Origin of the sequence: Streptomyces sp. NPDC001410 (assembly GCF_042895235.1) — a bacterium.
Lineage (GTDB): Bacteria > Actinomycetota > Actinomycetes > Streptomycetales > Streptomycetaceae > Streptomyces.
Window position 1 is genome coordinate 280,716 of record NZ_JBIAWE010000010.1, and the last position, 19,534, is coordinate 300,249.

Consider the following 19,534-nt stretch of genomic DNA (forward strand, 5'->3'; position numbering starts at 1 on the left):
CCAGGGGATGACATGCCCTGTCCACCATACGGACACCCGTACGGGTTGCAGGTGTCCTCCCGTCGGCTGTCGTTCACCCGTATGTGGCACGGGTGTTGGACCCCGGTGGAATCTTCCCCAGCATGGCTGCCCTTTCCAGGGGGACACCCCCCGGACCCCCCGTCCCCGACTTCGGCATCCCGCGCCCGCTCGCGGCGCGGATGAGCATGGCCGAGCAGTACGAGTACCTGCGCACCCGAATGGTCCGCCGCCGCACCCTGGTGACGGCGGGCGCGGTCGCGGGCGGCCTGCTGACCGGCTGCTCGTCCGGCTCCGGCGCGGCGGCGCACCCGGCCTCGGCCGCCTCGCGGGTGTCCGGCTCGGTGGTCCGCCCCTTCGGCCGCCATCTGGCCTTCGGCGCCGACCCGAAGACTCAGATGCGGGTCTCCTGGCAGGTGCCGCTCGCGGTGAAGCGGCCGTACGTGCGCGTCGGACTGCGCCCCGACGACCTCGGCCGCCGGATCGAGGCAGAGGTGCGCAACCTGCACACGCCCGGGGTGCAGGGGGTGCGGCCCGCGGTCGAGCAGTACTACCTGCACGCGGCCCTGGACGGCCTGAAGCCCGGCACGACGTACTACTACGGCGTCGGCCACGACGGCTGGGACCCGGCCGCTCCCGCCCACCGCGCCGGCCTCGCCTCGTTCCGCACCGCGCCCGCGACCCCGGAGCGCTTCGTCTTCACGGCCTTCGGCGACCAGGGCGTGGGGCAGGCCGCGAACGCCAACGACCATCTCGTGCAACGCCAGAACCCCGCCTTCCACCTGCACGCGGGCGACATCTGCTACGCGGACGTCAACGGCGCCGGAAAGACCTCGGACGGCTACGACCCCACGTTCTGGGACCAGTTCCTGCAGCAGAACGACCCGGTCGCCAAGTCGGTGCCGTGGATGGTGACCACCGGCAACCACGACATGGAAGCCTGGTACTCGCCGGACGGCTACGGCGGACAGCTGGCCCGGTTCTCCTTGCCGGACAGCGGCTTCGACCCGCACGGGACACCGGGCGCCTACGCGTTCACCTACGGCAACGCCGGCTTCGTCGCGCTGGACGCCAACGACGTGTCGTACGAGATCCCGGCCAACTTCGGGCACAGCGGCGGCCGACAGACCAAGTGGCTGGACGCGACGTTGGGCGAGCTGCGCGCGACGAAGGGCGTGGACTTCCTGGTCGTCTTCTTCCACCACTGCGCGTACTCGACCTCCCAGCACGCCTCCGACGGTGGTGTCCGCAAGGAGTGGCTGCCGCTGTTCGCGAGGCACCAGGTGGACCTGGTGATCAACGGGCACAACCACGTGTACGAGCGGACGGACGCGATCAAGGCCGGTGAGGTCGGCAGGTCCGTCCCGATCGGCGCGTCGACCGATCCGACGCGGGACGGGATCGTGTACGTCACCGCGGGCGGCGGCGGCCGGGACCTGTACTCCTTCCCCTCGGGCGTCAAGGACAGCTACGACGGTCATGTCACCCGGCACGACGCCGTGGAGACCTTCGCCTGGACCAAGGACAAGGAGCACGCGACGGAGACGGCCCAGTGGTCGCGGGTGCGCTACACCGGCTTCTCACTGCTCTCGGTGGAGTCGCGACCGGGCCCGTCACCGCGGCTCACCGTGTCGGCGCTGGCCGAGGACGGACGGCGGATCGACCACTTCGAGGTGCGGCGCGGCGGGTGAGATCCGAGGTGCGGCGCGGCGGTGAGGCCGCGCCGCACCCCTGCGGGTGCGGCTCCCGGATCAGTGGCGGCGCACGGGCCGGCTTCGGCGGCTCAGTGGCCGGTCTCGCCGCCGTTGTCGCGGCGGTCGAGGGCGCGCTGGAGGGCGGCGGCGGCGTTCTTGCGCTCGGACTCGCTCGCGCGGGACACGTGGCGGACTCGGCGGCGGACGGTCGTCTCGGCCATGGAAATCGACTCCTTCGGCAAACCGGAGTGCGGCAAGGGGGGTTGCGAGACGCCGGAGGGGCGGGGAGCGGTGCCGCAGGGGTTGCCTGCAAAGGGCCCGGCTCACGACCGCCATTCGCTTGATCGAGCGAGACGTTCGGCTCCTACAAAAGTAAGGGAGCCGGCCGCGCCTGTCTGCACAATTACTCGGACTTCCTACTATCTGAGACGGTGGACTGGGTCACACCGTCGTGACCTGCTCTTTTGCCGTCCGCGGGTGGAGTGAGCGCAGCTCCCGGACGAGCGCCCGAACGGCGGAGGCCGTGGCCAGTTCCGGGGTGGTGACGTAGCCGACGCAGCGGGACGGCCGCTCGGGTCCGAGGTCGGTGACGGCCACCGAGGGCGGGGCACCGGTGAGGGAGAGCGCGGGCATGATGGCCATGCCGAGACCGCTGCCCACCATCGACAGCACCGCCCCGTCGTCCTCGGCGCGCACGGTCGCAGCCGGGATCCAGTCCTGGGCGGCCCACCAGTCGCGGGTGTAGGAGCCGCAGTTCTCCATCCAGTCGACCAGCGGGAGGGTGCGCGGGGCAGGGTGTCCGGCGGGGTGGACCAGGGAGTACGGCTCCTCCAGCAGCACGTCGCCGACCAGCCCGGCGGGCAGGGGCGAGCCGCCGCCGAGGGTGGCGATGCCGAGGTCGGCCCGTCCTTCGGCGACCTCGCCCGCGGTGCCGGGGCCCAGTTCCCGTACGACGGTGACGGTCACCTCGATGCCCGGGTGCCGTTCGGCGAGCCGTTCCAGGGCGGGCGGCAGCAGATGCAGGGCGGCGCTGCGGAACGCGGCGACGCGCAGTGCGCCGGTGGTCTCGCCGGTGCCCGCGCCCCGGGCGTCGGCGGCCAGCGCCCGGAGCATCCGCAGCACGCGCCGGGCATGGGCCGCCGCCCGCTCCCCGCCGGGCGTCGGCCGGGCGCCGAACCGGCCGCGCTCGAAGAGGACGACGCCCAGCTTGCGCTCGATGCCGCGCACGGCGTGGGAGACGGCGGACTGGGTGGCCCCGAGCCGGGCGGCCGCGGCCGAGAAGCCGCCCTCGTCGGCCACGGCGACGAGGATCCTCAGCTCCTGCGGGGTAAGGTCGGCTGCTGTCACTCGGGGCTCCCACCTGCGTCTATGAGGGCGATTCATGGATCAACGCGTTCCATGAGCGCAACCCTCTGCCCGGCCTGGGCATTCCTTCCTACGGTCCCTGCCATGACCGAGATCGCGCTCACCGTGCAGCAGACCGCCCGCCCGACCGGCTTCCCGACCGCCGGCCACTTCCGCTTCGTCGAGTCCCCCGTCCCGGAACCGGCCCCGGGTACGGCTCTGCTGGAGAACCTGTACTGGTCCGTGGACCCCTACCACCGCGAAATGATGGACAGCGACTTCGAGTTGAACGCCCCGCTGGAGGGCCGCACCCTCGGCCGGGTCGTCGCCTCCCGCACCCCGGCGCTCCCCGAGGGCGAGATCGTCTTCCACCGGCAGGGCTGGCGCACGCATTCCGTGGTCCGCCCCGAGGAGGTCAGGCGGCTCCCCCACCACGCGGGCGTGCCGCTGTCGGCCTACTTGAGCGTGCTGGGCGGCACGGGCCTGACCGCCTATGTCGGTCTCACCCGGATCGCCGAACTGCGCGAGGGCGCCGACGTGTTCGTCTCCGGCGCGGCGGGCGGGGTCGGCACGGCCACCGGCCGCTTCGCCCGGCTGCTGGGCGCGGGCCGGCTGATCGGCAGCGCGGGATCGGCGGAGAAGGTCAAGTACCTGACGGAGGAGGTCGGTTACGACGCCGCCTTCGACTACCACTCGGCCCCGGTCGCCGAACTCCTCACCGCGGCTGCCCCGGACGGCATCGACCTGTTCGTCGACAACGTCGGCGGCGACCACCTCGGCGCGGCGATCGGCGCGCTGCGGGAGCGGGGCCGGGTGGTGCGGATCGGCACGATCAGCACGTACAACACCCCGGACGCGCCACCGGTCGTCTTCAACCACTCGGACGTCGTGGAGAAGAGCCTGCGCATCGAGGGCTTCCTGGTGAGCGGCTACCGGGACGTGCAGGAGGAGCTGTACGACTTCGCCGTACCGCATCTGCGCAGCGGGGCGCTCGCGCTGGACGAGACGGTGGTGGACGGGTTCGAGCTGATCGTGGAGGCGTTCCTGCTGATGCTGCGGGGCGGCAACACGGGGAAGATCCTGGTCCGCAAGGTGTGATGTGCCGTCAGGCGATGTCCCCGTCACGCCAGTCGAGGACGAGGGCGTGGGCCGGGTCAAGGGGTCCGGCGAGTGCGGGCCTGACGTAGACGTCCCCTTCCTCCTCCGGCAGACGGACGATTCCGTCCGGCGAGAGGGCGCACACGTGACCGCTCCACCGCTGCCAGCCGCGAGCCGTGTACAGCGGGGCGCCGTCCTCGCTCGCGGAGAGCGCGCCGAGGTCGTAGGCCCGGTCGACGATCCGCTCCAGCTCGGCCATCACCCGCCCGCCGAGCCCGGTGCGGCGCACGTCAGCCCGTACGGCGACGGCCTCCACGTATCCGGTGCGCAGCCAGCGCCCCTGGTGCCGTATCCGGCGCATCACGACCGATCCGTGCGCGGCGAGACCGGCGCCGTCGTGGACGAGGGCGTGCATGCCGCCGAGGCCGTGGTCCCAGTCCTGGTCGGCGAAGTCCCCGTCGAAGGCCTCGTCCAGGAGGGCGCGGGCGGCGCGGAGGTCGGCGGGGTCGAGGTCGGCCGTGTGGGCGGTACGCAGGCGAAGGGTCATGGAGCAAGGATCGCACCTGATCTCTCATCTCTAACCTTTCAAAGTCTCTTGACTGGTTAGAGGTGGCCGTGGTGCACTGCTGTCATGTCGATTCACCAGGTTCACCACCGCACCGTCACCGTCCGCGGCCTCGACGTGTACTACCGCGAGGCGGGCCCGGAAGACGCCCCCGTCCTGCTGCTTCTGCACGGCTTCCCGAGTAGCTCGCACATGTTCCGCGAGCTGATCCCACTCCTCGCCGACAGCTACCGGGTGATCGCCCCCGACCACATCGGCTTCGGCCGGTCGGCGACCCCGGCGGCCACGGAGTTCACCTACCGCTTCGACGAGCTGGCCGCGATCACCGGCGAGTTCACCGAGCAGCTGGGACTCAAGGAGTTCGCCCTCTACGTCCAGGACTACGGCGCCCCGATCGGCCTGCGCCTGGCCCTCGCCCACCCCGACCGGGTGACGGCGATCGTCACGCAGAACGGCAACGCGTACGAGGAGGGGCTGGGCGAGCAGGCCTGGGCGCCGGTGCTCGCGATGATCGCGGAGCGGACGCCGCAGACCGAGGAACCGGTCCGGGAGCTGATCAGCCCGGACGGGATCAAGTGGCAGTACGTGCACGGGGTGCCGGACCCGTCACTGGTCAGCCCGGACGCGTACGAGCACGACACGGCCCGGATGGCCCGGCCCGGCCAGACGGAGATCCAGCTCGACCTGATCTCCGACTACGGCTCCAACATCGCCCTGTACCCGGCCTTCCACGAGTACTTCCGCACCAGCCAGGTGCCGCTGCTCGCGGTCTGGGGCGCACACGACGCGATCTTCGTGCCCGCCGGCGCGCTCGCCTTCCAGCGGGACCTGCCGAGGGCCGAGGTGCACCTGCTCCCGGCCGGGCACTTCGCCCTGGAGACGCACGCGGACCAGATCGCCGCGCTCATGCGGGACTTTCTCGGCCGAAATCTGCCCACTGCCACCACTGCCTGAGCGCCTCCCGGAAGCCCTTCGGGTCCTCCGCCCACGGCAGGTGCCCGGCGTCCGGGAGGATCACCCGGCTGGCACGGGGCAGGGCCTCGGCGAGGGAGTCGACGGCCGTGCGCGGCCGGATGTCCCGGGCGCCGTCGATGATCAGCACCGGCACGTCGAGCTTCCGGCAGGCGGTGTACAGCTCCGGGGTGCCCCAGACGCGCTTGCGTTCCTCGTTGAGCACCGTGTTGGACTCGGAGTTGATCCCGAACCATGGGTCGGCCATGCGCCCGGCGGGCTCCAGGGCCCCGTCCCGGTCCTCGAACTCCACGGACCACTGCAGGACCGCCCGCTCCCGCTCCTCCTCCTGCGTGCGCTCCGCGAGGGCGGTCAACTCCCGCCAGCGGGCCAGGCGTTCGGGGTGGTCGGCGAGGCGGGTGAGGAAGTTGCGGTGGAAGGCGCCGTACCAGTCGGAGTCCGGGCCGATGCCCGTGCCCGCGACGTACACCAGCGAGCCGATCCGGTCCGGATGCGCCAGGGCGTAGCTCAGCGCCAGCTGCGCACCCCAGGAGTGGCCGAGCAGCGCCATCCGCTCCAGCCCGAAGTGCCGTCGTACGGCGTCCAGGTCCGCGACGAACCGCTCGCTCGTCCACGGCCCGTCGCACCGCTCCGACCGCCCGCAGCCGCGCTGGTCCCAGCGGATCACCGGGGTCACGTCCGCGAGCAGCCCGGCCACCTCACCGAACATGTCCCACAGGCCCGGCCCGCCGTGGCACAGCACCAGTGGATCACCCGCACCGCCCGACCGCTGCGCCCACAGCCGTACTCCGTCGTCCGTCATGACCGTCATGACCGTCATGGGTCCAGTGTGACGGGGCGGGAGGACGGGACGGGAGAATTGGAAACGGGCCGGGAAGCCTGCTCGGATGTCAGGCTTCCCGGCCCGTCGTTCGGGGGGCTGAGGGTCAGCCCATGTGCGGGTACGTGTAGTCGGTCGGCGCGACCAGCGTCTCCTTGATGGCGCGGGTCAGGGTCCAGCGCATCAGGTTCTGCGGGGCGCCGGCCTTGTCGTTGGTGCCGGAGGCGCGGCCGCCGCCGAAGGGCTGCTGGCCGACGACGGCACCGGTCGACTTGTCGTTGATGTAGAAGTTGCCCGCCGCATAGCGCAGCTTCTCCATCGTGTGGGCGGCCGCGGCGCGGTCGTTGGAGATGACCGAGCCGGTCAGGGCGTAGTCGGAGACCGACTCCATCTGCTCCAGCATCTCGTCGTACTTGTCGTCCTCGTAGACGTAGACGCCGAGGAACGGGCCGAAGTACTCGGTGCGGAAGACCTCGTTCTCCGGATCCGTGGAGACGACGACGGTCGGGCGGACGAAGTAGCCGACCGAGTCGTCGTAGGTGCCGCCCGCGACGATCGTGCAGGTCGGGTCCTCCTTGGCGCGGTCGATCGCGGCCTTGTTCTTGGCGAAGGCACGCTCGTCGATCACGGCGCCGATGAAGTTCGACAGGTCGGTGACGTCACCCATGGTCAGGTAGTCGACCTCGGCCGCGAACTCCTCCTTGAAGCCCGAGTTCCAGATGGAGGCCGGGATGTAGGCGCGGGAGGTCGCGCTGCACTTCTGGCCCTGGTACTCGAAGGCACCGCGGGTCAGGGCGGTCTTCAGGACCGCGCGGTCCGCGCTCGGGTGGGCGACGAGGAAGTCCTTGCCGCCGGTCTCGCCGACCAGACGCGGGTAGGAGCGGTACTTCTCGATGTTGTTGCCGACCGTCTTCCACAGGTACTGGAAGGTCTTGGTCGAGCCGGTGAAGTGGATACCGGCGAGGTCACGGTGCTCAAGGGCGACCTTGGAGACCTCGATGCCGTCACCGGTGACGAGGTTGATGACGCCCTGGGGCAGGCCGGCCTCCTCCAACAGCTGCATGAGGAGGACGGCGGCGTGGGTCTGGGTGGGGGACGGCTTCCACACCACGACGTTGCCCATCAGCGCGGGCGCGGTGGGCAGGTTGCCCGCGATGGCGCTGAAGTTGAACGGCGTGATCGCGTAGACGAAGCCCTCCAGCGGGCGGTGGTCCATGCGGTTCCACACACCCGGGGAGTTCGCCGGGGGCTGCTCGGCGAGGATCTGGCGGGCGTAGTGGACGTTGAAGCGCCAGAAGTCGACCAGCTCACAGGGGCTGTCGATCTCGGCCTGCTGGGCGGTCTTGGACTGGCCGAGCATGGTGGAGGCGGCGATGGTCTCGCGCCAGGGGCCGGCCAGCAGCTCGGCGGCGCGCAGGATGATCGCCGCGCGGTCGTCGAAGGACATCGCGCGCCAGGCCGGCGCGGCGGCCAGGGCCGCGTCGATGGCGTCCTGCGCGTCCTGCTGGGTGGCGTTGCGCAGGGTGCCGATGACGGCCTTGTGGTTGTGCGGCTGGACCACCTGGATGGTCTCGCCGCCGCCCATCCGCCGCTCGCCGCCGATGGTCATCGGCAGGTCGATCGGGTTCTCGGCCAGCTCCTTGAGCTTGGCCTCCAGACGGGCGCGCTCGGGCGAGCCGGGGGCGTAGCCGTGCACCGGCTCGTTGACGGGGGTGGGGACCTGGGTCACAGCGTCCATGGGTTACCTCTTCCGAGTGATTCCCGGGCTTCAGCCGGGCGAAGCTGAAGCGGTTGCGTATGGTGAGCAGCGGTCAGGGCTTGACCGTCACGGACTCGCCGCGGCGAGTTCGCGAGAAGCCCCCTCGGGGGCGGAGTCACGAGATCCGTAACTCCTTTCCGGATCTGGGTCCGGCTCAGCCGGCCACGGGGCGGCGGCTGTCGGTTTCCGAGCACCGCTCGGCGACGGACAGCCGCGGCTCATCCAGCGCATCACCCCTTGCTGATCATCGAGCGGACGAAGAAGCGCAGGTTCGCCGGCTTCTCCGCGAGACGGCGCATGAAGTAGCCGTACCAGTCGGTGCCGTAGGCGGTGTAGACGCGCATGCGGTGGCCCTCGGCGGCCAGGCGCAGGTGCTCCTCGCCACGGATGCCGTAGAGCATCTGGAACTCGTACTCGTCCAGTTTGCGCCCGGCCTGGTGCGCCAGCTCCTGGGCGATGGCGATGAGGCGCGGGTCGTGGGACCCGATCATCGGGTAGCCCTCGCCCCCCATCAGCGTCTTCAGGATGCGCACGTAGGCCTTGTCGATCTCGTGCTTCTGCTGGTAGGCGACCTCGGCGGGCTCCTTGTAGGCGCCCTTCACGAGGCGGACGCGGCTGCCGGCCTCGGCGAGGCGGCGGGCGTCGGCCTCGGTGCGGAAGAGGTAGGCCTGGATGACGCAGCCGGTCTGCGGGAAGTCCTTCCGCAGCTCCTCGTGGATGGCGAACATCGAGTCCAGGGTGGTGTGGTCCTCGGCGTCCAGCGTGACGGTCGTACCGATGGCGGCGGCGGCCACGACGACGGGGCGGACGTTCGCGAGGGCCAGCTCGTGACCGCCCTCCAGCGCCTGCCCGAACATGGACAGCTTGACGGACATCTCGACCTTCTCACCGAGCTCCAGCTCGCGCAGCCGGTCGATCAGCAGCAGGTAGGCGTCCCGGGCGGCGCCGGCCTGCTCAGGGGTGGTGATGTCCTCGCCGACGACGTCCATCGTCAGCTCCAGGCCCTTGGCCGTCAGGTCCCTGATGATCGGGACGATGTCGTCGACGGTCTCGCCCGGGATGAAGCGGTCGACGACCTGCTTGGTCACCGGGGCCGCCGAGATCAGGCGTCGCATCCGGTCGCTGCGCGACGCGGCGAGAATCACGGGACCCAGCACGGGGCACCTCCACAGACAAGCATCAAAAGGGCCGCCACCCGACGATTCGGGTACGGCACGGAGAACCACCGTGAAACCTAAGGATCTCTCCGATCGTCGGCCATCGACAGCTGTCACGCATCCGTGCACTGGATCTCAGACAGATGTATGAAGGCGGCGCGGAAATGCGCGAGAATATCCGAGTGGCGGCGGAATTCAGAGCTGATTACCAGGAGCTGGTGGACGAGATCTCGGAGCTGCTGGGGGCGCCCGCGACCCTGGAGAACCGGGACTTCGAGCTGATCGCCTTCGGTGCGTACGACAGTGAGGGCGACCTTGATCCCTCGGCGCTGGACCCGGTGCGCACCCGATCGATCCTGACCCGGCGCTCCACGGCGACGGTGCGGGCGTGGTTCGAGGGCTTCGGCATCACGCGCGCGTCGGGGCCGGTACGGATCCCGCCGACCCCGGAGGCAGGCGTCTACCGCGGCCGCATCTGCCTGCCGGTACGCCATCGGGGTGTCGTCCTCGGCTACGTCTGGCTGCTGGACTACGACCCCGGCCCCACGGATGCCCAGCTGACCGCCGCCATGCAGGTGGCGGGCCGGATCGGCGCGCTGCTCGCCGACGAGGCGCAGGCGGGGGCGGGGCTGAGCCGGGAGCTGCGGGCGGTGCTGACCGCGGAGAGCGGGTGGCAGCGGGACTCGGCGGTGATGGAACTCCGCACCGCCCTCGGGACCCGCGCGGACGCCCCCCACACAGTGGTCTGCATCGCCCCGTGGCCCTCGGCCGACCCGGAGCAGGCCCCGTCACCGCGTACGGTGCCGCACGCCACGGCCCTGTGCACGGTGCCGTGGGGGACGACAGGTCAGAGCCTCGCGATCCTGGTGCGGCTGCGCTCGACGGATGTCGCGGTACCCGCGCTGACGGCGGCCTCCCGGCTGCTCAAGGAGGCGGAGGGGACGCGGTCGGGTGCGGCCAGGGCCGCCGCCGGTGTGGGCGAGCCCCGCAGCGGACTCGCCGACCTGGGCACGGTCTGGCAGGAGGCCTCCGCCGCCGCGCGCGCCGCGCTGGCCGAGCCGAGGTTCGGGCCCGTGGCCGAGTGGCGGCGCATCGGCCCGTACCGCCTGCTGACCGCACTGTCCGCGGAGGCGCCCCACGACCCGGCCGTCGCTCCCCTCCTCTCCCCCGCCCACCAGGAGCTGGCCCGCACGGCCGAGGTGTACCTCGACTGCGCGGGCCAGGCCGGCCGCGCGGCCGCTGCGCTGGGCATCCACCGGCAGACGTTGTACTACCGCCTGTCCCGCGTGGAGCAGCTGACCGGCCTCGACCTGGACGACGGCGAGGACCGGCTGCTGCTGCACATGGCGCTGAAGAGGGCGCGGCTCGATGGAAATCCCGATTGAGGTTGTCAGCGACCGACAGGAAGGGCCTCGACGGAGTTCAGCGCTGTGAAAGACGTGTCGTTCAAGCCGCCGAGGGCGTACATGCAGGTGCGGACGCTCTTGGCGCTCTTGGGGCACGGAGCGGTCGCGGCAGCCGGCTCGAAGCGGGCGGTGGCCAGGTCGGGCAGGGGGCTCCAGTCGTTCGCGGCCGGCGTGAAGAACTCCGCCGTGTCCGTGGCGAAGTCCGTGAAGTTCGTGAAGCCGGCGATGGCATGGACACAGGTCGCCCCCGCCTTACCGGCGGCTGTGGGGCATGGGGCTGAGGTCGCCCCCAGAGCGACCCGCGGGGCGTCCATCGCGGCCACCGTGTGCCATGAGTTCGTCGCCGGACTGTAGGCCTCCACCGAGTCGAGGACGCCGTCAGTGGGGTTGAAGCCGCCCACGGCGTACACGCATGCACCGCGCAAGTCCGCGACGGCCCGGGGACAGGGCGCGGTCGCCGCACCGGGAGCGTCGCGGCGGGTCTGGAGGGAGGGGAGCGAACGCCACACGTTGGTGACCGGGCTGTACGCCTCCACCGTGGCGCTGAGGGCGCCGCCGACGGCGTACACGCACGAGCCGCGCAGTCCCGCGACCGCCGGGGGGCACGGCGCGGTGGTCGCCGCCGCGAAGCTGCGAGTGGTGGGCAGCTGCGGCAGCGTCCGCCAGGTGTTCGTGGCCGGGCTGTACGCCTCCACCGTGCCCACGTCGTGCGCGGGGTCGGGCCACTGGGTGCCTGTGAAGCCGCCGATGGCGTAGACGCAGGTTCCCGCGAGCCCTCGCACTGCCTGCGGGCATGGCGCGGTCGTCGCCGTCACCGCGTAGCGCGGGGTGGGCAGTTGAGGCAGTGATCGCCAGGTGTTGGTGGCCGGGCTGTACGCCTCTACGGTGCCCAGGGCGGGCGAGTTGGCGTTCTGGCCCCCGATGGCGTAGACGCAGGTTCCTCTGAGCCCTTCCACCCCCTTGGGGCACGGTGCGCTCGTACCCCCGAGGCCGTTGCGGGCGGTGGGCATGTGAGGCACCGCGACCCAGGCGCTCTGGGCATGGGCCTGCGCAAGCGTGGCGGTCAGCGCGAGCAGCGGCGACAGCAGGACAACGAGCAGCCACCGCGTCCGACCGCGTCGCCCCCAGTGCGCGGCACCCGCATGCGTCGACAAAGTCTTCACCCGTGCTCCTTGCTCTCATACGCCGCCCGCTGTCCGTCTCTCACGCTTCAGCGGCACACCAGCCGGACGTTTGTGACGCTAGGTATCCGTACGGCCCGGCGCACCGCGGCTGCGGCAAACGGCCGAGCGCGCGGACTTCGGCCGGCGACCGCCGCCATGACCTGGTCTCGGTGAGAGTGACGCGGAGCGGACCTACCTGTCCGCCCGCCCGTCGCGGCAGGACGAGTTGGGGCGGTGCGAGCGCCCGTGACGCCCGGCAGCCGCTCATGCCGTACAGGCCGACGCGCCTGCTGCACATGGCGCTGAAGGGGTCCCGGCTGTAGCCGCCGGTGCCGTCAGGACGAGGTCTGGTCAGCCTTCCGGGCCTGCGGGGACGGCAGGCGGAACAAGCCTCTCAGCCTGTGCAGAGCCTCCTCGTCGCCGGATGCCGACGCGACACCGGTCTCGATCGCCTCGGCGAACGTGAGGCCTTGACCGGTCAGGCGGAGGAATGCCTCCTGGCTGATCACGACGGTCGCGTCCGGGTGCTGGGCCGGTCCGTGCAGCGCCTCGATCGCCCCGTCGTCGATCCGGGCATGGAACAGTTCGTCGTCGATACGGAATTCGTACACCGCGTGCAGTCCGGCGGCGGCGGCGGTGTCGAAGCAGGCTCGCAGGCCGAGCACCGCCCAGCCCGGATGGAACGTCTCGCTCGGGCGCCGTTCGCCCATCGCCCACTTCAAGCCCCACCGGGCCAGTTCGAGGATGGCCGGTCCGAGGTCCTCGCCTGCCTCGGTGAGGGCGTATGCGGGGGTCCGGGCGGGCGGGGGGAGCGTGATCTTGTGGGCCAGTCCCTCGCGTTCCAGGTGTTTCAGGCGGGCGGCCAGCAGTCCGGTGCCGAGGCCGCGCAGGCTGGCCTGCAGGTCGCCGAACCGTTTGGGTCCGGTCAGCAGCTCGCGGATCAGCAGCAGCGTCCAGCGCTCGCCGACGAGGTCGAGGGTGCGCGCGGTCGCGCAGTACTGGTTGTACGTTCGCTGTTCCACTTCGTCATTCTAGACTTCGCGCTTCCGCTTCTTGAATGAAGCAGGTGTCGAGGAGTAGAGGAGCACGTCGAGGAGCATTCGGGCGAGCGGCTTCGGATCGGTCAGCATCACGTCGTGCGGGCCGTCCAGGGCGTGTGTCCGGTATCCGAGGGCTTCGCCGAACCGGTCGAACGGGTAGGTCTGCGGCCGGCAGTAGACGGCGGTTCCGGGAATGCGGTCGACGGCCCCGCTCAGCCGAGTGGGCTCGGTGAACGAGCGCAGCGGTTGAGGGCGCATGCGCGCGGCCAGCCAGGCCGCGTGGTCGGTGTCGACGATGCCGAACGCCGCCGGGGGCGGGGCCGGGATCCGCCGACCGTCCCCCAGCGTCTCGGCCGCCGTACGGACCGCGTCGACGAAGGAGTCGGGGGCCAGGCTGAACATGCTGGCGCCGTCCGACCCCGCCCATCCGTCCACGAGGACGACATGGCCGATGGCATCGGGCCGTGCGTCGGCAGCCTCACGTACGACCAGGCCCGCGTAACTGTGCCCGACCAGCACAAGCTCGCCCTTCTCCGGCACGGCGTCGAGGGCGGCGACGACCGCCTCGGCGTGGTCGTGGAGCCCGTGGTCCCCAGCGGTGCCGAGGTCCGGGGTGAGCGTGTGCGCCCCGGCGGCATGCAGCAGCGGGACGATCCGGTCCCAGGCCCACGGGCCGTGCCAGGCGCCGTGGACGAGTACGAACGTGGTCATCGGTGGTCCTCCGCACGCGGTAGGGGCAGAACCCGGTCGTCGTGAGGTTCCCGACTGTATGCCATTGACTTCTCATTTTTGAAGTGACAGGTTCATTTTTTGATAGCAAAGAAGGGAGTTCACGATGACCAAGGCGCTCTACACGGCGCAGGCGCACGTCGCCGGAGGCAGGAACGGCCACGGGCGCACGAACGACGGACGGCTGGATCTGGACCTGCGGCAGCCCAAGGAGCTGGACGGGGACGGTGAGGGCGTAAACCCCGAGCAGCTCTTTGCGATCGGTTACGCCGCCTGCTTCGGCGCGACGCTCACTCTGGTCGGGCAGCGCGGCAAGCTGAAGGCGGACGACGCGGAGATCGACTCGTCCGTCTCACTGATCCCCGTCGACGGCGGCCGCTTTCAGCTCGGCGTCGAACTGCAGATCTCACTGCCCTCGGTCACCGACGAGGAGGCGGTCCAACTGGTCAGGACGGCCCACCAGGTCTGTCCGTACTCCAGGGCCACGCGCAACAACATCGACGTAGTGCTGGTGGTCAACGGAACCCGGCTGTGACATCGTCCCGCTCCCCTCGACGAGGGGAGCGGGACGGCAGGGTCAGCTCTTCGTGGCAGCCTCGATGACCTGGCGCAGACCTTCGGTGAGCGCGTCCCCGTCGGGTGCGGTCTTCGCGTCGAACGTCCACTGGGCGATCAGCCCGGTCATCAGCGTCAGATAGAAGCGGCCGAGCGTGTCCGCGGTCTCGTCGGAGACCTCCTCCTCCGGCACCCCCATCAGCAGCGACACCAGGCCGCGCCCGCCCTCGCGCTGGGCGCGGGACAAGTGATCGCACACCTCGGGCAGTTCGAGGGTCATGACCTCCATGCTGAGCCGCCAGACCGAGCCGGGCTCCCGCATGGTGGCGATGATGTTCGACCAGACCCATCGGAAGCGTTCCAGCGACCCGGGCGCGCCCTCCGGTTCGACGGCCCCCTCTTCGCCGAAGGCACCGGACATGTTCTCCACGAGCGCGACGTAGGCCTGCGCGAGCAGCGCGTCCTTCGAGCCGTAGTGGTAGCCGATGGAGGCGAGGTTGGTTCCCGACTCCTTCACGATGTCGCGCGCCGTCGTCCGCGCGAAGCCCTTCTCCAGCAGGCAGCGCTTGGCGCCTTCCAGCAGATCTTCACGGTGTCCCATGCGGGCCAGCCTACCGCCGCTTCATACAACCGTCCTAGACGAATGAATTATACAAACGTTCTAGACAAGCGTTTAAGACGCCCGTACAGTCACCGGTATGACGAACTCGACGAGCACCAACTCCCCCGCCGGGCGCGCCGGTCGGCGCGAATGGACCGCGCTCTGCGTGCTGATGCTTCCGCTGCTGCTGGTCTCCATGGACGTCTCGGTCCTCTACTTCGCCATCCCGGCGATCAGCGCGGACCTGGAGCCGAGCGGCACCCAGCAGCTGTGGATCTTCGACATGTACGGCTTCGTCCTGGCCGGCCTGCTGATGACGATGGGCGCGCTGGGCGACCGCATCGGCCGGCGCCGGCTGCTCCTGTTCGGCGCCGCCGCCTTCGGTGCCGCCTCCCTGGTGGCGGCCTACGCCAACAGCGCCGAGACCCTGATCGCGGCCCGCGCGGTCCTCGGCATCGGCGGGGCGACCCTGATGCCCTCGACGATGGCGCTGGTGCGCACGATGTTCACCGACCCCAAGGAGCGCGCGAAGGCGGTCGGCATCTGGTCCGGCGTGATGACCGGCGGCATCGCCCTCGGCTCCGTGCTGAGCGGAGTCCTGGTCCAGTACTTCTGGTGGGGCTCGGTCTTCCTGGTCAACCTGCCCGCGATGGTGCTGCTGCTGGTCCTCGGCCCGATCCTGCTGCCCGAGTCGAAGAACCCGCAGCCCGGCCGCTTCGACTTCGTGAGCGTGCCGCTGTCGATGGCGTCGGTGCTCCCCGTCATCTACGGCCTCAAGGAGATCCCGTCCGAGGGCTGGCACGCGCAGTACGTCGTCTCGATCACCGTCGGCCTGCTCTTCGCGGCCCTCTTCGTCCACCGCCAGCGCACGGCGGCCTCGCCGATGATCTCGCCGGCCCTCTTCCGCGGCCCGGGCTTCGCCCCCGCGGTCGTCCTGAACCTCGTCTCCTCGCTGGCGATCACGGGTTCGGCCTTCTTCACCACGCAGTACCTGCAGTCGGTGCTCGGCAAGAGCGCGATGGAGGCGGCCCTGTGGTCGCTGCTGCCGTCGGTGCCGATCGGGATGGCCGCCCCGGTGGCGACGGCCCTGGTCCAGAAGGGCGTCAACCGCGCCTACGTGGTCACCGCGGGCTTCGCGATCTCCGCGGCGGGCTTCGGCATGCTGGCCCTGGCCGGCACGGACTCCCTCTGGCTCGTCCTCGCCGCCTGCGGCGTCCTGTCCTCCGGCGTCGTCATGGTGATGTCGCAGATGACCGACCTGGCCATGGGCGCCGCCCCGGTGGAGCAGGCGGGCGCCGCCTCCTCGTTGCTGGAGACGGGCGCGGAGTTCGGCGGCGCGCTGGGCATGGCGGTCCTCGGCTCCATCGGTACGGCGCTCTACCGCCACGAGATGCCGTCCTCGGCCCCGGCCGAGGCCCGCGAGACCCTGGGCGGCGCGCTCGCGGTCGCCGGCCGGCTGCCGGGGCGCACGGGTGACGCCCTGGCGACGGCGGCCCGGGAGGCGTTCACCAGCGGCATGCACGGCGCGGCGATCGCGGGGGCGGTGCTGCTGGTTCTCGCGGCCGTCGGGGCGGCGACCACGCTGCGCCGGATCCACGTCCGGGAGACTCCGGCAGTGGAGGCCGTCGCAGCAGCGGAGGAGGCCGCGGCCTGAGCCTCACGCCTGCGGCACAAAAGCGCCGGGCGGGCTGAGAACTCCTCAGCCCGCCCGGCGCTTTGCGCAACGGAAACTCAGACCAGGTTCACCGAGCGGGCGGACGTCGCCCCGATCTCGGAGGCGACCTCGGCCAGAACCGCGGAGCCCACCGTGTCGTCCACGGTCAGCACGGCCAGCGCCTCCCCGCCGACCGCCGCACGGGCGACCTGCATGCCGGCGATGTTGATGCCCGCCTCGCCGAGGATGCGGCCGACGGTGCCGACGACACCCGGGCGGTCCTCGTAGCGCAGGACGACCATGTGGTCGGCGAGGGCGAGGTCGACGTCGAAGTCGCCGACCGCGACGATCTTCTGCACGTGCTTCGGGCCGGCCAGCGTGCCGGAGACCGACACCTCCTCGCCGCTGCCGAGCGTGCCGCGCACGGTCACCACGTTGCGGTGGTCGGCGGACTCGGAGCCGGTGGTCAGCCGCACCTCGACGCCACGCTCCTGCGCGAACAGCGGCGCGTTGACGTACGACACCGTCTCGTCGACGACGTCCTCGAAGACGCCCTTGAGCGCGGACAGCTCCAGCACCTTCACGTCGTGCTGGGTGATCTCGCCGTAGACCTCGACGTCGAGGCGGACCGCGACCTCGCCCGCGAGCGCGGTGAAGATGCGGCCGAGGCGCTCGGCGAGCGGCAGACCCGGCTTGACGTCCTCGGCGATGACACCGCCCTGGACGTTCACCGCGTCCGGCACCAGCTCACCGGCGAGCGCGAGGCGCACCGACTTGGCGACGGCGATACCGGCCTTCTCCTGGGCCTCGTCGGTCGAGGCGCCGAGGTGCGGGGTGGCCACGACCTGGTCGAACTCGAACAGCGGGGAGTCCGTGCAGGGCTCCTTGGCGTACACGTCCAGACCCGCGCCCGCGACGCGGCCCTCCTTGAGCGCCGAGTACAGCGCCTCCTCGTCGACGATGCCGCCGCGGGCCGCGTTGACGATGCGCACGCTCGGCTTGACCTTGCGCAGCGCCTCGTCGCCGATCAGGCCGAGGGTCTCGGGGGTCTTGGGCAGGTGGACGGTGATGAAGTCGGAGACCTCGAGCAGCTCGTCCAGGGAGAGCACCTTGACGCCCATCTGCGCGGCCCGCGCGGGCTGCACGTAGGGGTCGTAGGCGACGACCTTCATGCCGAAGGCGGACATGCGCTGCGCGACGAGGGCACCGATGCGGCCCAGGCCCACGACACCCAGCGTCTTCTCGGCCAGCTCGACACCCGTGTACTTGCTGCGCTTCCACTCGCCGTTCTTCAGTGCGGCGTTCGCCTGCGGGATGTTGCGCGCGGTGGCGAGGAGCAGACCACAGGCCAGCTCGGCGGCCGTGACGATGTTGGAGGTCGGGGCGTTGACGACCATCACGCCGGCCTTGGTGGAGGCGGAGACGTCGACGTTGTCCAGGCCGACGCCGGCTCGCGCGACGACCTTCAGCTTCTTCGCGGCGGCGATGGCCTCGGCGTCCACCTTGGTGGCGGAACGGATCAGGATCGCGTCGACGTCGGCGATGGCGGGGAGCAGCTCGGCTCGGTCGGCGCCGTTGCAGTGCCGGATCTCGAAGTCGGGGCCGAGCGCGTCGACGGTCGCGGGCGACAGCTCTTCAGCGATGAGTACGACGGGTTTCGAGCTCACGTGAGTCCTCACAAGTCCAATGCGGACGGCCGTCCCGACGGCCGCTGGCGGTGGAGGGGCTAGCCGCGGTAGACGCACGACGCTGTGGGCCTGACGCGTATGTTGTGCAGCAGTGTAGTGGCGTGTCGGAGGGCGTCTTGCGCCTCTGCGGAAGGATCACCCGTCCGTGGCTGGACGGGATGGACAAAGGGGGCCGGAGCAGTCTGCCCCGACCCCCTGACGTGGGGCTTACGCCTCCTCGTTCACCCAGCTCATCAGCTTGCGCAGCTGCTTGCCGGTGGTCTCCAGCAGGTGCTCGGAGTCCTGCTGCTTGTACTCGTTGTACTTCTTCAGACCGCCGTGGTACTCGTCCATCCAGGTCTGGGCGAAGGTGCCGTCCTGGATCTCGGCGAGGACCTGCTTCATCTCGGCCTTGGTGGCGTCGGTGATGATGCGCGGGCCGGTGACGTAGTCGCCCCACTCGGCGGTCTCGGAGACGGACCAGCGCATCTTCTCCAGGCCGCCCTCGTACATGAGGTCGACGATCAGCTTCAGCTCGTGGAGGCACTCGAAGTAGGCGATCTCCGGCTGGTAGCCCGCCTCGACCAGGGTCTCGAAGCCGGCCTTGACCAGGGCGGAGGTGCCGCCGCACAGCACGGCCTGCTCGCCGAACAGGTCGGTCTCGGTCTCCTCGGTGAAGGTCGTCTTGATGACACCGGCACGGGTGCCGCCGATGGCCTTGGCGTACGACAGGGCCAGCGGGAAGGCGCTGCCCGTGGCGTCCTGCTCGACGGCGGCGATCGCCGGAACGCCGCGGCCCTCCTCGTACTGGCGGCGGACCAGGTGGCCCGGGCCCTTCGGGGCGACCAGGGCGACGTCCACGCCGGCCGGGGGCTTGATGAAGCCGAAGCGGATGTTGAAGCCGTGGGCGAAGAACAGCGCGTCGCCGTCCTTCAGGTTCGGGGCGATGGACGCCTCGTAGACCTCGGCCTGGATCGGGTCCGGAATGAGGATCATGATGACGTCGGCCTCGGCGGCGGCCTCGGCCGGGCTCACCACGCGCAGGCCCTGCTCCTCGGCCTTGGCCTTGGACTTGGAGCCCTCGTGCAGACCGACACGGACGTCGACACCGGAGTCGCGCAGCGACAGGGCGTGCGCGTGGCCCTGGCTGCCGTAGCCGATGACCGCGACCTTGCGGCCCTGGATGATGGACAGGTCGGCGTCAGCGTCGTAGAACAGCTCGGCCACTTTGGGTTCTCTCCTTGGTGTGCAGGTTGTGCGTCCCACCGTATGCCGGTGAGCGGACGGAAAGT

Annotated in this window: 18 protein-coding genes; 6 read left to right on the forward strand and 12 right to left on the reverse strand. The window is 70.7% G+C overall.

Annotated features, from left to right (window positions below; translation table 11 throughout):
• Window positions 1-122: 122 nt before the first annotated feature.
• Window positions 123-1,709 (forward strand): purple acid phosphatase family protein, encoded by a 1,587-nt coding sequence (locus tag ACFY3C_RS23785; protein WP_390772138.1) that lies wholly within the window; start codon window positions 123-125, stop codon window positions 1,707-1,709.
• A 92-nt stretch (window positions 1,710-1,801) separates the two neighbouring features.
• On the opposite strand, the gene ACFY3C_RS23790 is transcribed toward ACFY3C_RS23785, so the two are convergent.
• Together ACFY3C_RS23790 and ACFY3C_RS23795 are read right to left on the reverse strand one after the other, a co-directional pair.
• Window positions 1,802-1,933, reverse strand: coding sequence for a hypothetical protein (locus ACFY3C_RS23790; protein WP_386576564.1), 132 nt, complete (start codon window positions 1,931-1,933; stop codon window positions 1,802-1,804).
• A gap of 220 nt (window positions 1,934-2,153) precedes the next feature.
• Window positions 2,154-3,095, reverse strand: a complete 942-nt coding sequence (locus ACFY3C_RS23795; protein ID WP_386576565.1) for a LysR family transcriptional regulator — start codon at window positions 3,093-3,095, stop codon at window positions 2,154-2,156.
• 66 nt (window positions 3,096-3,161) lie between these two features.
• On the opposite strand from ACFY3C_RS23795, the gene ACFY3C_RS23800 reads away from it, so the two are divergent.
• Window positions 3,162-4,154, forward strand: a complete 993-nt coding sequence (locus ACFY3C_RS23800) for an NADP-dependent oxidoreductase (RefSeq protein ID WP_390772139.1) — start codon at window positions 3,162-3,164, stop codon at window positions 4,152-4,154.
• Between the two features lie 7 nt (window positions 4,155-4,161).
• Here ACFY3C_RS23800 and ACFY3C_RS23805 read toward each other — a convergent pair whose 3' ends face one another.
• The gene (locus tag ACFY3C_RS23805; RefSeq protein WP_390772140.1) at window positions 4,162-4,701 is read right to left on the reverse strand and encodes a GNAT family N-acetyltransferase; all 540 of its coding nucleotides are present in this window, start codon (window positions 4,699-4,701) and stop codon (window positions 4,162-4,164) included.
• A gap of 84 nt (window positions 4,702-4,785) precedes the next feature.
• On the opposite strand from ACFY3C_RS23805, the gene ACFY3C_RS23810 reads away from it, so the two are divergent.
• Window positions 4,786-5,673 carry an alpha/beta fold hydrolase gene (locus ACFY3C_RS23810; protein WP_390772141.1) on the forward strand — a complete coding sequence of 296 codons (888 nt, stop codon included), beginning with the start codon at window positions 4,786-4,788 and terminating at the stop codon, window positions 5,671-5,673.
• Here ACFY3C_RS23810 and ACFY3C_RS23815 read toward each other — a convergent pair.
• From ACFY3C_RS23815 to ACFY3C_RS23825, 3 genes are all read right to left on the reverse strand, one after another.
• Entirely contained in the window at window positions 5,624-6,511 is an 888-nt protein-coding gene (locus ACFY3C_RS23815) for an alpha/beta fold hydrolase (RefSeq protein WP_390772142.1), read from the reverse strand. The genes ACFY3C_RS23810 and ACFY3C_RS23815 overlap by 50 nt on opposite strands.
• 106 nt (window positions 6,512-6,617) lie before the next feature.
• Window positions 6,618-8,249 carry an L-glutamate gamma-semialdehyde dehydrogenase gene (gene pruA, locus ACFY3C_RS23820; RefSeq protein ID WP_390772143.1) on the reverse strand — a complete coding sequence of 544 codons (1,632 nt, stop codon included), beginning with the start codon at window positions 8,247-8,249 and terminating at the stop codon, window positions 6,618-6,620.
• Window positions 8,250-8,500: 251 nt separating this feature from the next.
• A complete protein-coding gene (locus ACFY3C_RS23825; RefSeq protein WP_386576571.1) occupies window positions 8,501-9,427 on the reverse strand; it encodes a proline dehydrogenase family protein in 927 nt (308 codons plus the stop codon).
• 164 nt (window positions 9,428-9,591) lie between these two features.
• Between ACFY3C_RS23825 and ACFY3C_RS23830 the strand changes: the two genes are divergently transcribed.
• Window positions 9,592-10,812, forward strand: coding sequence for a PucR family transcriptional regulator (locus tag ACFY3C_RS23830; protein ID WP_390772144.1), 1,221 nt, complete (start codon window positions 9,592-9,594; stop codon window positions 10,810-10,812).
• Window positions 10,813-10,817: 5 nt separating this feature from the next.
• Here the strand turns inward: ACFY3C_RS23830 and ACFY3C_RS23835 are convergent, their stop codons facing one another.
• The 3 genes from ACFY3C_RS23835 to ACFY3C_RS23845 form a co-directional block, all read right to left on the reverse strand.
• Window positions 10,818-11,996, reverse strand: coding sequence for a Kelch repeat-containing protein (locus ACFY3C_RS23835; protein ID WP_390772145.1), 1,179 nt, complete (start codon window positions 11,994-11,996; stop codon window positions 10,818-10,820).
• 335 nt (window positions 11,997-12,331) lie between these two features.
• Window positions 12,332-13,018 carry a winged helix-turn-helix transcriptional regulator gene (locus ACFY3C_RS23840; protein WP_386576575.1) on the reverse strand — a complete coding sequence of 229 codons (687 nt, stop codon included), beginning with the start codon at window positions 13,016-13,018 and terminating at the stop codon, window positions 12,332-12,334.
• Window positions 13,019-13,027: 9 nt separating this feature from the next.
• Window positions 13,028-13,747 (reverse strand): alpha/beta fold hydrolase, encoded by a 720-nt coding sequence (locus ACFY3C_RS23845; protein ID WP_390772146.1) that lies wholly within the window; start codon window positions 13,745-13,747, stop codon window positions 13,028-13,030.
• A gap of 124 nt (window positions 13,748-13,871) precedes the next feature.
• On the opposite strand from ACFY3C_RS23845, the gene ACFY3C_RS23850 reads away from it, so the two are divergent.
• Window positions 13,872-14,300, forward strand: a complete 429-nt coding sequence (locus ACFY3C_RS23850; RefSeq protein ID WP_390772147.1) for an organic hydroperoxide resistance protein — start codon at window positions 13,872-13,874, stop codon at window positions 14,298-14,300.
• A gap of 42 nt (window positions 14,301-14,342) precedes the next feature.
• Here ACFY3C_RS23850 and ACFY3C_RS23855 read toward each other — a convergent pair whose 3' ends face one another.
• Window positions 14,343-14,921, reverse strand: a complete 579-nt coding sequence (locus tag ACFY3C_RS23855) for a TetR/AcrR family transcriptional regulator (protein ID WP_390772148.1) — start codon at window positions 14,919-14,921, stop codon at window positions 14,343-14,345.
• 97 nt (window positions 14,922-15,018) lie between these two features.
• Between ACFY3C_RS23855 and ACFY3C_RS23860 the strand changes: the two genes are divergently transcribed.
• Entirely contained in the window at window positions 15,019-16,575 is a 1,557-nt protein-coding gene (locus ACFY3C_RS23860; protein ID WP_390772149.1) for an MFS transporter, read from the forward strand.
• A 77-nt stretch (window positions 16,576-16,652) separates the two neighbouring features.
• Here ACFY3C_RS23860 and serA read toward each other — a convergent pair whose 3' ends face one another.
• On the reverse strand, window positions 16,653-18,242 hold the full coding sequence (serA, locus tag ACFY3C_RS23865) for a phosphoglycerate dehydrogenase (protein WP_390772150.1): 1,590 nt from the start codon (window positions 18,240-18,242) through the stop codon (window positions 16,653-16,655).
• Window positions 18,243-18,470: 228 nt separating this feature from the next.
• The gene (gene ilvC, locus ACFY3C_RS23870) at window positions 18,471-19,469 is read right to left on the reverse strand and encodes a ketol-acid reductoisomerase (RefSeq protein ID WP_386576582.1); all 999 of its coding nucleotides are present in this window, start codon (window positions 19,467-19,469) and stop codon (window positions 18,471-18,473) included.
• Window positions 19,470-19,534: the final 65 nt, after the last annotated feature.

Bases quoted from the DNA above. Each gene is read 5' to 3' on its own strand.
- ACFY3C_RS23855 (WP_390772148.1), bottom strand. From the start codon at position 14,921: ATGGGACACCGTGAAGATCTGCTGGAAGGCGCCAAGCGCTGCCTGCTG.
- ACFY3C_RS23845 (WP_390772146.1), bottom strand. From the start codon at position 13,747: ATGACCACGTTCGTACTCGTCCACGGCGCCTGGCACGGCCCGTGGGCC.
- ACFY3C_RS23815 (WP_390772142.1), bottom strand. From the start codon at position 6,511: ATGACGGTCATGACGGTCATGACGGACGACGGAGTACGGCTGTGGGCG.
- ACFY3C_RS23850 (WP_390772147.1), top strand. From the start codon at position 13,872: ATGACCAAGGCGCTCTACACGGCGCAGGCGCACGTCGCCGGAGGCAGG.
- ACFY3C_RS23800 (WP_390772139.1), top strand. From the start codon at position 3,162: ATGACCGAGATCGCGCTCACCGTGCAGCAGACCGCCCGCCCGACCGGC.
- ACFY3C_RS23810 (WP_390772141.1), top strand. From the start codon at position 4,786: ATGTCGATTCACCAGGTTCACCACCGCACCGTCACCGTCCGCGGCCTC.
- ACFY3C_RS23795 (WP_386576565.1), bottom strand. From the start codon at position 3,095: ATGAATCGCCCTCATAGACGCAGGTGGGAGCCCCGAGTGACAGCAGCC.
- pruA (WP_390772143.1), bottom strand. From the start codon at position 8,249: ATGGACGCTGTGACCCAGGTCCCCACCCCCGTCAACGAGCCGGTGCAC.
- ACFY3C_RS23785 (WP_390772138.1), top strand. From the start codon at position 123: ATGGCTGCCCTTTCCAGGGGGACACCCCCCGGACCCCCCGTCCCCGAC.
- ACFY3C_RS23860 (WP_390772149.1), top strand. From the start codon at position 15,019: ATGACGAACTCGACGAGCACCAACTCCCCCGCCGGGCGCGCCGGTCGG.
- ACFY3C_RS23830 (WP_390772144.1), top strand. From the start codon at position 9,592: ATGCGCGAGAATATCCGAGTGGCGGCGGAATTCAGAGCTGATTACCAG.
- ACFY3C_RS23790 (WP_386576564.1), bottom strand. From the start codon at position 1,933: ATGGCCGAGACGACCGTCCGCCGCCGAGTCCGCCACGTGTCCCGCGCG.
- ACFY3C_RS23805 (WP_390772140.1), bottom strand. From the start codon at position 4,701: ATGACCCTTCGCCTGCGTACCGCCCACACGGCCGACCTCGACCCCGCC.